Source organism: Marseilla massiliensis (genome assembly GCF_016899955.1).
Taxonomy (GTDB): Bacteria; Bacteroidota; Bacteroidia; order Bacteroidales; family Bacteroidaceae; genus Prevotella; species Prevotella intestinigallinarum.
In genome coordinates, this window is sequence record NZ_JACJJL010000001.1 from 296,274 (window position 1) to 309,274 (window position 13,001).

At 61.0% G+C, this 13,001-nt stretch carries 12 protein-coding genes and 1 tRNA gene; 9 read left to right on the top strand and 4 right to left on the bottom strand.

The annotated features are described in order from the left end of the window. The first annotated feature begins 183 nt into the window (after positions 1–183). From H6B30_RS01120 to H6B30_RS01150, 8 genes are all read left to right on the top strand, one after another. Entirely contained in the window at positions 184–864 is a 681-nt protein-coding gene (locus H6B30_RS01120; RefSeq protein ID WP_205107056.1) for an SGNH/GDSL hydrolase family protein, read from the top strand. 183 nt (positions 865–1,047) lie between these two features. Beyond that, positions 1,048–3,105, top strand: a complete 2,058-nt coding sequence (locus tag H6B30_RS01125) for a beta-galactosidase (RefSeq protein WP_205107058.1) — start codon at positions 1,048–1,050, stop codon at positions 3,103–3,105. 65 nt (positions 3,106–3,170) lie between these two features. Next, positions 3,171–3,293: a hypothetical protein gene (locus tag H6B30_RS16520; RefSeq protein WP_262896792.1), complete on the top strand. Its 123-nt coding sequence runs from the start codon at positions 3,171–3,173 to the stop codon at positions 3,291–3,293. 5 nt (positions 3,294–3,298) lie between these two features. Continuing rightward, positions 3,299–4,234 (top strand): polysaccharide deacetylase family protein, encoded by a 936-nt coding sequence (locus tag H6B30_RS01130; RefSeq protein ID WP_205107060.1) that lies wholly within the window; start codon positions 3,299–3,301, stop codon positions 4,232–4,234. Continuing rightward, entirely contained in the window at positions 4,231–5,685 is a 1,455-nt protein-coding gene (locus tag H6B30_RS01135) for a sialate O-acetylesterase (protein ID WP_205107062.1), read from the top strand. The genes H6B30_RS01130 and H6B30_RS01135 overlap by 4 nt, the downstream gene beginning before the upstream one ends. Before the next feature lie 663 nt (positions 5,686–6,348). Continuing rightward, a complete protein-coding gene (locus H6B30_RS01140) occupies positions 6,349–8,304 on the top strand; it encodes a glycoside hydrolase family 97 protein (RefSeq protein WP_205107064.1) in 1,956 nt (651 codons plus the stop codon). A 303-nt stretch (positions 8,305–8,607) separates the two neighbouring features. Then, positions 8,608–8,853, top strand: coding sequence for an XRE family transcriptional regulator (locus H6B30_RS01145; protein WP_205107066.1), 246 nt, complete (start codon positions 8,608–8,610; stop codon positions 8,851–8,853). A gap of 226 nt (positions 8,854–9,079) precedes the next feature. Beyond that, a complete protein-coding gene (locus tag H6B30_RS01150) occupies positions 9,080–9,310 on the top strand; it encodes a hypothetical protein (RefSeq protein ID WP_205107068.1) in 231 nt (76 codons plus the stop codon). A 331-nt stretch (positions 9,311–9,641) separates the two neighbouring features. Here H6B30_RS01150 and H6B30_RS01155 read toward each other — a convergent pair whose 3' ends face one another. The 4 genes from H6B30_RS01155 to aroQ all read right to left on the bottom strand — a co-directional run bounded on the left by H6B30_RS01155 (position 9,642) and on the right by aroQ (position 11,712). After that, positions 9,642–10,274 carry a cyclophilin-like fold protein gene (locus H6B30_RS01155; protein ID WP_205107070.1) on the bottom strand — a complete coding sequence of 211 codons (633 nt, stop codon included), beginning with the start codon at positions 10,272–10,274 and terminating at the stop codon, positions 9,642–9,644. A gap of 166 nt (positions 10,275–10,440) precedes the next feature. After that, positions 10,441–10,511 (bottom strand) — tRNA-Gln (locus tag H6B30_RS01160). Between the two features lie 100 nt (positions 10,512–10,611). Next, positions 10,612–11,244 carry an O-methyltransferase gene (locus H6B30_RS01165; protein WP_205107072.1) on the bottom strand — a complete coding sequence of 211 codons (633 nt, stop codon included), beginning with the start codon at positions 11,242–11,244 and terminating at the stop codon, positions 10,612–10,614. 45 nt (positions 11,245–11,289) lie between these two features. Continuing rightward, positions 11,290–11,712, bottom strand: coding sequence for a type II 3-dehydroquinate dehydratase (gene aroQ, locus H6B30_RS01170; protein WP_205107074.1), 423 nt, complete (start codon positions 11,710–11,712; stop codon positions 11,290–11,292). Between the two features lie 270 nt (positions 11,713–11,982). On the opposite strand from aroQ, the gene H6B30_RS01175 reads away from it, so the two are divergent. Next, positions 11,983–12,918 (top strand): site-specific tyrosine recombinase, encoded by a 936-nt coding sequence (locus H6B30_RS01175; RefSeq protein ID WP_205107146.1) that lies wholly within the window; start codon positions 11,983–11,985, stop codon positions 12,916–12,918. The last annotated feature ends 83 nt before the right edge of the window (positions 12,919–13,001 follow it).

Below are 13,001 nucleotides of genomic sequence, written 5' to 3' on the forward strand. Positions count from 1 at the left end.
TGACGATGCAATACGGGCCGTTTGGCATGGTGAAACGGCCTGTTTCGCAGTGCAAAACGGCCCTTGTTGGCAACTGCTTGAATTCCAGTGGGTTGGCCGGGCGGCCGCGGCAACGCACTCCCACTGCCCCGGTGCCCTTGGCCGGCCGGCTGAACAATGTGACGCAATGCTAAAACCAACGATATGAGACGATACATTTCAATGCTCATCTTAGCCGCCGCGGCCGTCGTTTCGGCCTTCGGCCAGGCAAAGCCGTCGGTGTCGATACTCGGCGACTCGTACTCAACCTTCGAGGGATGGCTCACCCCCGACACCAACGCCGTGTGGTATACGCTGCCCCCCGACACCCGCCGCACCGACGTGAAGGGCGTCGACCAAACGTGGTGGCACCAGGTATTGAAGCGCAAGGGGTGGAAGCTGGAGGTGAACAACTCGTACTCCGGCTCCACCGTATGCAACACCGGGTACCGCGACGAGGACTATACGCACGAGTCGTTCGTGACCCGCATGACCGCCTTGGGCACGCCCGACGTCATCCTAATCTTCGGCGGCACCAACGATTCTTGGGCCGGTTCGCCCATAGGGGAGTTCAAGTACGACGGCATACGCCGCGCCGACCTCTTCTCGTTTCGCCCGGCCATGGCCTACATGCTGGCGCGGATGAAAGAGCTTTACCCCACTGCCGACATATATTTCATATCCAACGACGGGCTCAAGGAAAGCATAACGCAGTCTGTCGGCACCATCTGCTCGCACTACGGTGTGCCACTCATACAGCTCAGGGGCATCGACAAGAAGAGCGGCCACCCCAGCGTGGCGGGCATGAGGCAGATTGCCGACCAGGTGTGCGAGGCCATACCGTGACGCCGATGCGTCCATGGCCCGCGCCAAAGGGAGCCGAGGCGTGGGGCTGCGGCCGCGGCCCGTGGGGGCGGCTTGGTGGCTGCGGCCACGCCTGGTGTGCCGCCCGGCGCCTGCAGGCGGGCATCGCGGCGGGCTAAAGAAGCATATACACACAACTGCCAATAACCAAACAACCAACCTGGGATGAAGAAAACGACATTCGTGGCGGCCCTCATGCTGGCCCTGACCGGCGGCAACGCCGGTGCCTACGACTTCGACAAGCCTCTCTACGGGGCCGCCTATTACAGCGAGTACACACCCACCGACCGCCTCGACGAGGACATCAGGCTCATGCGCGAGGCCGGCGTCACCGTGGTGAGGGTGGGCGAAAGCACGTGGTCGCTGTTCGAACCGCAAGACGGGGTGTTCCGCTTTGAGTGGATGGACCGCATACTCGACCGCCTGCACAAGGCCGGCATCAAGGTGATATTGGGCACGCCCACCTACTCGATACCGGCGTGGATGGCCGCCAGCCACCCCGAGGTGCTCTCGCAAAGGTGGGACGGCAAGCAGGAGCATTACGGCATACGGCAGAACATGGACATATACAACCCAACCTACCGCCGATACTGCGAGCGCATCATACGCAAGATGATGGAGCACTTTGCGGGCCATCCGGCCATCATAGGTTACCAGGTCGACAACGAGGTCGAGGCCCGCAAGATTGGCAACCGCGACTATTTCGAGGGCTTCCGCGAATACATCCGCAGTGAGTTCGGCGACAGCCTGGAGGAGCTCAACCGCCGTTGGGGACTCAATTACTGGGGAATGAACATCAACACTTGGGACGAGTTCTACGACCGCCCGGGCGTGACCAACCCGTCGTACAAGCTCTGGTGGGAGCGGTGGAACCGAAAGGTGACGGCCGACTTCCTCAACTGGCAGGCCGACATCGTCAACGAGTACCGGCGGCCCGACCAGTTTGTCACCCACTGCTTCATGCCTTATTTCTACAACATAGACCAGGTTGAGGCCTTCCGACAGATGGACTATCCCGCCATAAACATATACTACACCATGCAAGACGCACAAGACGGCATGTGGATTGCCTATGCCGGCGACTTCATGCGCCCCGTGTGCCGCCGCGGCAACTTCCTCGTCACCGAGACAAACGCGCAGGGCACGGGCTGGTCGAGTCGCGACCAGTACCCGCCATACGACGGACAGCTGCGCCAGAACATGTATGCCATGCTCGCCTCGGGCGCCAACATGGTGGAATACTGGCACTGGGCCACCCTGCACTACGGGCAGGAGACCTACTGGCGCGGCCTGCTCGGACACGACGGTCAGCCAAACCGAGTCTACGCAGAGTTCGCCCGGGGGGCCGCGGAGCTCGAAAAGGTGGGCAAGAAGCTCGTAAACCTGAAGAAACGCAACCGCGTTGCCATGCTCTTCAGCCACGACTCGAAGCACGCACTCGACTTCATGCCATACACAAACGGCGACCAGTACAAGGATTACATGGTGTATGAGGCCCTCTACAGGCAGAACATAGAGTGCGACATCCTGTCGGTCGACAAGGTGAACGACTTCAGCGGCTACGACATGCTGGTGGTTCCGCCGCTCTATGTGGCCACCGACGAGACGCTGCGGCGCATCAGCGACTTCGTGGAACAGGGCGGCGAGGTGGTCATGCTCTACAAGAGCGGCTACTGCAACGAGGACGACGCCGTCAGGCCGGTGCTCGCCCCGGGGCCGCTGGCGGCCGCCTGCGGCTTCACTTACCAGGAGTTCTCGTCGATACGCAGGCTCAACCTGCGCCCAAACGACATCGGGGCTGCCGACAATACGGTCGGCACGTGGATGGAATTCCTGTGCCCCACCACGGCCAAGCCGCTGGCCTACGCCGACCACGGGTTCTTCGGCAAGTGGCCGTGCGTCACCGAAAACAGCTTCGGAAAGGGCCACCTGACGTACATCGGGGCCGTGCCGTCGCAGGAACTGCTGCAGAAGCTCATCGCCCGCGCGGCCGACCGCAAGGGCATTGCCACCGCCGAGCGCAAGCTGCGCTTCCCGATTGTGCTGCGCTCGGGCACCAATGGCGACGGCCGCGGCGTTCACTACATGTTCAATTTCTCGGCCGGCGAGCAGACCGTGGCGTGGCCTTTTGCCGACAGCGAGTCGCAGCTCGACGGGCAGAAGCTGTCGCGCGGCGCGTCGGTTAAGGTAGGGCCGTGGGGCGTTGTCATTGGCATTGAGTGACGGCCGGCCCTTGGCTGGGGCGCCGCGGCAGTGAGACTGCCGTGGCAGTATTGCCCGGTCGCCAGATGAAGCGCACCATTGCGCTGGCCACGAGCCGCGACCTGAGTGGGGCGAAGGCTGCCGACGGCAATGCCGCCGTGGGCGGAAAGAAATATGGGGTGACCGACCCCAAGAACTCAAAAAACTGATACAGATGGTAAAAAAGGCATTTTTGATGGTGCTCGCGGCGTGGGCCGGCGCGGCAACGGCGCAGGAAGTGCATGTTGCCAAGTACTACGGCGACCGCCGGGCGGCCGTGACCTACACCTTCGACGACGGGCTGCTGGAGCACTATACGCGCGTTTTCCCCGAGCTGCGCAAGCGCGGGCTGAAGGCCACCTTCGGTATAATAGGCAGCAAGGTGGGGCGCGACATGAAGGGAACGCCCTGCCTCACGTGGGCCATGCTGCGCGAGATGGCCGCCGACGGGCAGGAGATAGCCAGCCACGGGTGGGAGCACCGCAACGTGACAACGCTCGGCCCTGAGGCCCTGCGCCACGAGATAGAGCGCAACGACAGCGCCATCCGCGACAGCGTGGGGGCGTTTCCGCTCACCTTTTTCTATCCCGGCAACCGCAAGGACAGCCTGGCCGTGGCCCGTTGCGAGGCAGGCCGCGTGGGCAGCAGGCTCAGGCAGGTGAGCATGGGCAGCAAGCGCGACTCGGCGTGGATGCGCCGCTGGGCCGACGCCCTGGTGGAGCGGGGCGAGTGGGGCATTGCCATGACCCACGGCATAACCACGGGTTACGATGCGCTGGGCGACCCTTCGCGTTTCTGGGAGCATCTCGACTATGTGGCTTCGCTGCGCGACAGCCTCTGGGTGGGCACGCTGGCCGAGGTCACGGCCTACGTGCGCGAGCGCGACAATGTGCGCCTCGACACGGTGAGGCGGCCCGGAGGCATCGTCGTTACGCCCCGGCTGGCGCCCGGCTTGGCCGAATGCCGCCACCCGCTCACCCTCGTGGTGCTGTCCGGGCGCCCGGTGAGGGCCGTGCAGGGCGGCAGGCCGCTCAGCGTTAGCGTGCGCGCGGGCAAGTCGCTGGTTGACTTTGACCCTCATGGAGGTGAAATATTGATTGAAGAAATATGAAGAGACTGTGTTTTGTTGCGGCCGCCCTGCTGATGGCTCTGTCGGCCGATGCCAAGCTGAAGCTGGCCGAAGTGTTCACCGACTGCATGGTGCTGCAGTGCGACAAGCCGCTCAGCGTGTGGGGAACGGCCACCCCCGGAGCCGAGGTCAAGGTGAAAGTGGGCCGCGAGACAGGCAAGGCCGTGGCCGCGGCCGACGGGCGTTGGAGCGTCAGGCTGGCCCCGCTGCGGGCCTCGGGCAAGGCCGTGGCCTTCAGGGTGAGCGGCGACGGCGGCCGCATAGAGCTGGGCAACGTGCTCGTGGGCGAGGTTTGGCTCGCCTCGGGGCAGTCGAACATGGAGTATTCCATGGCCAACCACCCCAGGTACGCCAAGCCGCGCAAGGGCGACCCCGACCGTTTGCGCCACGAGTACGAGCAGGCCGGCAACCCCATGATACGCCTGCTGTATGTCAGGAAAGACCTCAAGGGCGACACGCTGCCCACTGCCGGCTGGCAGCGCATAAGCCGCGAGTCGCTCAAGCCATTCTCGGCGGCGGCCTATTTCTTTGCCAAGGCACTGCAAGACAGTCTCGGGGTGCCCGTGGGGGTGGTGTCGTCGTCGTGGGGAGGCACCCCCATCGAGACGTGGACGCCCGCCGGGGCATACCGCGAGAGCCCGCTGTTCGGCCACGCGATGGACGGCAACCGCCTCAAGGCCAACGGCCAGGAAGTGGGATGGCGCTACCGCAAGATGATTGAGCCCATTGCCCCGATGGCCATGCGCGGCGTGCTGTGGTATCAGGGCGAGACAAACCTCATCATGGGCGACACCGACATATACACCGAAAAGATGAGGCTGCTGGTGGAGTCGTGGCGAAAGGCGTGGGCCGACAGCTCGCTGCCGTTCTACTATGTGCAGATTTCGCCAATGCTGTATTCGGGCCGCAAGGCCGACCCCGTGGCCAAGACATGGCAAGACCTGCCACGTTTCTGGGAGGCACAGGCGCGTTGCGCCGATGAGATTCCGCTCACGGCGATGGTGGTCACTACCGACATACCCGAAGACCTGGCCGACATACATCCGCCATACAAGTGGGTTGTGGGCGAAAGGCTGGCCCGGCTGGCCCTCAACAAGACCTACGGGCGCACCGATGTGGTGTGCGGCGGGCCGGTGGCAAAAAGCATCTCGGTTGAGGGCGACAGCATTGTGGTTGAGTTTGAAGGCACGGCCGGCGGACTGGCCACGCGCGACGGGAAGGCCCCCGACTGGTTTTACGCGCTGACGAAAAAGGGCCGCTACTCGAGGGTAAGGGCCAGCCTGCGCGGCAACAAGGTGTATATAAGCACCGACGGACTGGCCCGGCGCACCGAGATACGCTTCGGGTGGGACGAGACGGCACAGCCCAACCTCGTCAACAGCGAGGGTTTGCCGGCCCTGCCTTTCAGGCGCAAGGTAAGCCTGGGGCGCTGACGGCATGATGCCCCGGCCTGCATCGCGGGCCCGGGGCGCGCTTGTGGGTGGTTCGTTCCCATGAGGCTGCACTGTGGCCTGCACGGGAACTAACTGTTAAAAACGGCGAACAATGTTTACAACAGCCCCTTTGAGAGCGGCGCCTGCGGCCGTCGGGCGCCCGACGGCCGTAAATGCGCCATCCTCGGAGCACTTTCCGCAAATGGTTGACCCATAGACGGTTGCGCTCCGAAGGTGGCGCATTCTGCTCCCGTTTGGGCGGAAAAACACGCTGAAACAGGCCGGAAAGGCCGCCCCGACGGCCGTTTTGGGGCCATGAAACATGCCTTTCGGGGCCGCAAAACGGGCCGTATTGCAATGCAGCACGGCCCGTTTTGCCCGCCAACAGTGGCCTTCCGGCCGTTTTGCCACCGCCATGCCGGCGTGCGGCGGCCGCCAAACGGCCATCCTATATCTGTTTCGCAGCCTTGCCGAGTGTTAATTTTCGGTATGTTTTGTTTACACCGCGACTTGGCGTGGCAGGCCATGCTGCACACACCCGGTGGGCATGCTGCATGATGGCATGGTGCATTGAAGGCTCTTTTTCTTTGCCGTTTTCACTATTTTTCTTATATTTGCATGCAAAAACGGGCTATTCATTTACAGATAATACATACTGTCTATATGAAACATACATTGCTTTCCATTGCGCTGTCCTTGCAGGCAGGCATCGCGGCCATGGCCGCAACCAACGACGTGGCTTCGCCCGACGGGCGGCTGGTGGTCACTGTCGGCGACGAGGGCGGGCGCATATTCTACTCCGTAAAATACGACGGCAAGCCCATGATCGAGAAATCCAGCCTTGGGCTGAAGGCCAACATAGGCGACTTCAGCACCGGGCTCAGGGAGCGGGCCGTGAGCACCAAGCAGACCGACACCACCTATACGATGCGTGGAACAAAGGCTTCGAAGGTGCGTTACGTGGCCAACCAGATGGGCATTATCTACGAAAATGCCGGCAAAGACCTGATGACCGTCACGTTCAACGTGTCGGACAACGACGTGGCCTTCCGCTACACGTTCCCACAGCAGGGCGAGACGGCTTGCATGGTGGTCGAGTCTGAGGCCACGGCCTTCCGCCTGCCTGGGCAGTCGACGGCATTCATAAGCCCGCAGGCAGACCCGATGATAGGCTGGAAGCGCACAAAACCCAGCTACGAAGAGGTTTACTCGGCCGACGCGCCGCTCACCGACAAGTCGCAGTACGGGCAGGGCTACGTGTTCCCGGCGCTGTTCCGCGTGGGCGCCGACGGCTGGGTGCTACTTAGCGAGACCGGCACCGACGGCGGCTACGTGGGCTGCCACCTGAGCGACTACGACCCCCAGGCGGGCTACCGCATAGCCTTCCCCATGGCCGGCGAGGCCAACGGCTTCGGCTCTACCACCGCCGCCATGGCGCTGCCGGGCAGCACCCCGTGGCGCACCATCACCGTTGGGGCCACGCTGAAGCCCATCGTCGAGACCACCGTGGCCTACGATGTGGTGGGCCCCAAGTATGAGGCTGCCGCCGACTACAAGCCCGGGCGCTACACGTGGAGCTGGCTTGTATGGCAGGACAACGCCACAAACTATGACGACCAGGTTAAGTTTGTCGACCTGGCCGCGGCCATGGGGTATGAGTATACGCTCGTCGACGGGCTGTGGGACAAGCAGATAGGGCGCGCAAAGATAGAGCAGCTGAGCCGCTATGCGCAGTCGAAGGGCGTGAGCCTGATGCTGTGGTACAACTCCAACGGCAACCAGAACGACGCGCCGCAGGGGCCGAAGAACTGCATGAACACGGCCGTGGCGCGCAAGCGCGAGATGGCCTGGATGAAGAGAATTGGCGTGAAGGGCATCAAGGTCGACTTCTTCGGGGGCGACAAGCAGCACACCATGCAGCTGTATGAAGACATACTGAGCGATGCCAACGACTACGGGCTGCAGGTGATTTTCCACGGGTGCACCCTGCCGCGCGGCTGGGAACGCATGTACCCCAACTATGTTTCGAGCGAGGCCGTGCTTGCTTCGGAGAACGTAATCTTCTCGGAATCGCACGCCAAGCGCGAGCCGTTCGACCTCACCCTGCACCCTTTCTGCCGCAATGCCGTGGCTGCCATGGACTGGGGAGGCACGATAATGAACCGCCGCATGTCGCGCGACAACAAGTCAAGGCACAGCCGCTACACGTCAGACGTGTTTGAGATGGCTGCCGCAATAGTCAACCAGGCAAGCCTGCAGTGCATCGCCCTGCAGCCCAACAACCTCGGGGAGCTGCCCGGCTTCGAGCTCGACTTCCTGCGAGGGGTGCCTACGGCGTGGGACGAGACGCGCTTCGTCGACGGCTATCCGGGCCGATACGTGGTGCTGGCGCGCCGCCATGGCGACACGTGGTATGTGGCAGGGCTCAACGCCACCGCCGAACCGATTACGCTGAAGCTCAGCCTGCCGATGATGGCCGGGCGCAAGGTTGACTGCTACACCGACCGGAAAGCGGCCGAAGGACAGCTGCCCGACGCCCAGGTGAAGCAGCTGAAGGTGGGCGGCAACGGCGCGGTGAAGGTGACCATGCAGCCGTCGGGCGGACTTATATTGATGTGACAGCGTGGCACCCCGGCACGCCTGCCTGTTGTCAGCAGGCGTGCCGGGGTGCCACGGCCTGTGGTGCAAGCCTCTTTCCATGTGAAGGAAGCGCCGGCAAAGCATTTGCGCGATTTGCAGATGTTAACCAAAATATATATAATTTACATGGGAGATGATAAGCAAAAATACAGGAAAAGTTCGTATCTTTGTATGCGAAACTTTCCTGAACCAAGGAAAATGAGATTGCGGCCACGTGCCGCTTGCAACGTGAATTAATATGAATTAAATTTTGTTAGTAACCTGAATAACAAGTAAAAGGCCATGCACATAGGGAAAAGGATAAAGGAAGTGCTTCGTGAGCAGGGGCATAATGTAAGTTGGCTCGCTGCTCGCATACCTTGCGAACGCTCGAATGTGTACAACATCTTCCGTCGTTGCAACATTGACGCAGGGCTGTTGTATTCCATATCATTGGTGATGGAATACAACTTTTTTGCCGATTTGTCCACAGTGTTCGAGCGCGAGGCGAGCTCAAGTGATAAGGCCGTGGTCAGCAGTGTGGCTTAGGCCATTGGCTTTGAAGATGCCGCTCTGGCAGCCGGCCGGGGGTTGCGGTGGCGTTGGTTGCGCCGTCGGGCCATGCAGCGGGCTTGGCAGTGCCGGCAAGCAATGCCTGGGTGCATAGGCATAGTCAGGCGTATTCTCTCTTCGGCAGGCCGCGCGGATGGTCGAAACCCTGCGGTTTGCTGTATTTGTACTCTAAGTTTATATGATTGAAATATACTGTTGAAGTATGATGCATGTTGGCAATCGGATAAAGGAAGTGCTCGAGGAGCAGGGCCACAATGCCTGTTGGCTCGCCTCGCAGATACCGTGTGAGCGCTCGAATGTGTACAACATATTCAAGCGCGAGAGCATCGGCATCGACCTGTTGTTCCGGATAAGCGAGGTATTGGGGCACGATTTCTTCAAGGAAATATCCGATGAGATAGTCAGGGAGATGAGTGCCGGGAATGGCAAGTAGCGCCACGCAGTGGCTGATGCGGGCCTTACGGCCCGTCGGTGGCAGCCCTTCGGTTGCCAGGTGTCGTTGTCGCGGCCTTACGGCGGGGCGTTGCGGCATTACAAAAGATGGCATCCTTCCGCCCTCTGGCGGCGATGCCATCGTGTTGAATGTACCCTATTTGTCTGTTCGTGTTACCCTGATTATGTTAGATTTTCATTTGTTTTGAGAGACGGGCCGGCCGCAGGTCTGGCTCCGAATGCCGCTGATGGCTGCTTGCGGCCTGTCTTCGAAAGAGACGATTACATTAATAATACAAGTGAGGTCTGAAAAAGTTATGTCGTTTTCTCGTTCATTTGGTTATATTCTTTGTTTCGGCCTGCCTGTTGGCAAAGGCCTTCCTGACAATGTAGTGGCCGCGTTCCAGCCTGTCGAGGCCTGCTTCGCCCTGTTGCCGGAGCACCATCCGGCCGTTGGCGGTGTACACCTCGGTGTACAGCGGCGGGCTTGCCTGTCTGGCGTCTGCCACCGATGACGCCTCCGGGAGAGCCAGGGTCACGGTCACGTCGCCCTCGCCGAGCGTCTGCCTGAGGCCTTCGGCCGTGGCGTTGTCTATGTGTCCGAGCCTTGTGTAGCCCCAAGTGTTGCTCCCATAGAATATCACTATCTGGTTGCCTTGGTACAGAACGATGTCGCCCGGCTGCGTTGTCGTCTGCCTGTCTGAGCGCGGCAGCGTGAAGCCAAGGGCCCCCACCTTCTCGAAGTCGCCGTAGTCGCTGAGCCGCAGCGTCAGTCCGCCGTCATCGAGTCGCTGCCTCAAGGCCTCGGTAGCGCCGTTGCCATGCATCGTTGCCGTCATTGTGTGGCCGTTGGCGGTGATGGCCATGGCATAGCCAGGCTGGTTGTCGTTGCTTTGCGCCATCGAGTTGCTCGATGCAACGAGGCCTGTGGCCATGAGCGAGAGCAGTTGTGGTTTAATCTTCATTTGCTTGTCTGCTTAGCTTTTGCTTCGTTTTCGTGTTGCAAAGTTACGCATTTAAACATTCAGGCCTTATATACGGATTAACTGAAAAGATACCAATTTTACGGAAAAGGGCATGTACAAATAAAAAAGAGGGCTCGAAACCCTCTTTTATGCCTGCGGCATTGCGTTGTCCAAGGCGGATTCGAACCACCACAAACAGAACCAAAACCTGTTGTGCTACCATTACACCATTGGACACTGCGGGTGCAAAGGTAACGCTTTTCGGGCTAATTTCCAAATTTTTCAGCTTCTTTTTTCTCGTCGCCATCGCCGTTTCAGGCCTGCGTTGCGGTTGGCGTCAGAGCTTCCTTATTATGGTGAGCCCGTCGCGCAGCGGCAGTATGACCCGCTCCACGCGGCTGTCGGCGGCCACGAAGTCGTTGAAAGCCTCGATGCCGTGGGTCTGCTTGTCGCGGTCGTAGGCCCGGTCTACCACGTGTCCGTCCCACAGTGTGTTGTCGGCCAGGATGAATCCGCCGTGCCTTACCACGCCCAGTGCCATTTCGTATGCCTCGATGTATGTGCGCTTGTCGCCGTCGATGAATGCCATGTCGAACACAATGCCCAGCCGCGGGGCCTCGGTGATGGCGTCGCCGATGGCGAACACGATTTTGTCGGCCACGTCTGAGCCTTCAATCCAGGGCCTTGTGAAGTCTTCCTGCTCGTCGTTTATCTCGTAGGTGTACACCTTTCCGCCCTCGTCGAGCCCTTCTGCCATGCAGATGGCGCTGTAGCCGCTGAACGTTCCCACCTCGAGTATGTTCTTGGGGCGTATCATCCTTACAATCATCCTGAGCAGCCTGCCCTGCAGGTGGCCGCTGGCCATGCGCCCGTGCAGCGTGTGCAGGTGGGTGGCCCTGTACAGCCGGTGCAGGTAATCGCCTTCGGGGTCGATGTGGCCGAGTATGTATTGCTCCAGTTCTTCGTTCATATCTGTTGTCGGTTGGTGGCTTGTCGAGCTGCCGTGGCGGCCCCGTCACTGCCTGTTGACCAGGTAGTCGGTGGCCAGCCTGTACGAGTCGAGGCCGAAGCCGCATATCACTCCGGCGCAGACGCACGATATGTAGGAGTGGTGCCGGAACTCTTCGCGCTTGTGAACGTTGGAGATGTGCACCTCGACCACGGGGCACCTGAGCGACCGGATGCAGTCTTGCAGCGCTATGCTTGTGTGGGTGTACGCCCCGGCGTTGAGCACAATGCCGTCTGCCGAGAACCCCACTTCCTGCATTTTGTCTATCAGTTCGCCCTCGATGTTGCTCTGGTAGTAGTCTATCTCCACGCCGGGGAAGGCGGCGCGGAGCTTCGGCAGGTATGCCTCAAACGAGCTGTCGCCGTAGATGCCCGGCTCGCGCACGCCGAGCAGGTTGAGGTTTGGCCCGTTGATTATCTGTATTTTCATATATGGAAATTATTTGTTAACTTTGCCATGGCTACGCGACGTGCCCCCTGCCATGCCGCTGCCGGCTGCCTTGGCGGCCTGGTGCAGCGTGGCGGCGCCCTGGATGGCTGGGCCCGGCAGGCGACGCCCGTGGCCGGCAAAGTTAATAAAAATATTCCATACGGCCGCGGCGCCCGGCATAAAACACGCCCATGGCTGCACCGGCAGTGCGCCCCGGGGTGGCATGGCGGCGCTTGCTGGCCCGCAGGAAGTATGAAAATGATTGTTATGATGGAAAAGAATTGCAATACAGATGCTGACATTGTGCGCAGCTACATGCGCTACCTGAAGCTGGAGCGCAACTATTCGCCCAACACGCTCGACGCCTACCGGAGCGACATACAGAAGCTCATCGACTACCTGGAGCCGTCGGGCCGCAGCGTGCGCGAGGTGACGGCCGACGACCTGCACGGCTTCATTGCCACGCTCCACGACCTTGGCGTGGGCGCGGTGTCGCAGTGCAGGGTGCTCAGCGGGCTGCGCTCGCTGTTCAGGTTCATGGTTCTTGACGGTTACCGCGACGACGACCCGACGGAGTTTGTGGAGTCGCCCAAGACAGGCGAGCACCTGCCGGAGGTGCTCTCGGTCGACGAGGTAGACCGAATGGAGGCAGCCATCGACCTGTCGAAGCCCGAGGGCCACCGCAACAGGGCCATCGTCGAGGTGATGTTTTCGTGCGGGCTGCGCGTGAGCGAGCTCATACAGCTGCGCCTGTCAGACCTTTATATGGACGAGCAGTATGTCCGCGTGCGCGGCAAGGGGGCCAAGGAGCGCCTCGTGCCCATGTCGGGCAGGGCCGTGTCCGAGCTGGCCAACTGGTTTGAATGGCGCCGGCTGGTTGACATCAAGCCCGGCGAGGAAGACTATGTGTTCTTGAGCCGACTTGGCAAACGGCTCACCCGCACCATGGTTCTCATCATGGTGAAACGGCTGGCCGACGCCGCCGGGATAGCCAAGAACATCAGTCCGCACACGCTGCGCCACTCTTTCGCCACGGCTCTGCTCGAGGGTGGGGCCGACCTGAGCGTCATACAGGAGCTGCTGGGGCACGAGAGCATAGGCACGACCGAGATATATACGCACATAGACATGACCAAGCTGCGCCGCGACATACTCGAGCACCACCCGCGCAACCTGCGGGGCGACGGTGGCCGCGGGGCCGACTGACGGCATGTGGCGCAACCGGCAGCGGCTGAAAAATGATGACATCGTGATTCTGTCTCGCCGTTGCGGCCAACCGTCTGTGCCAC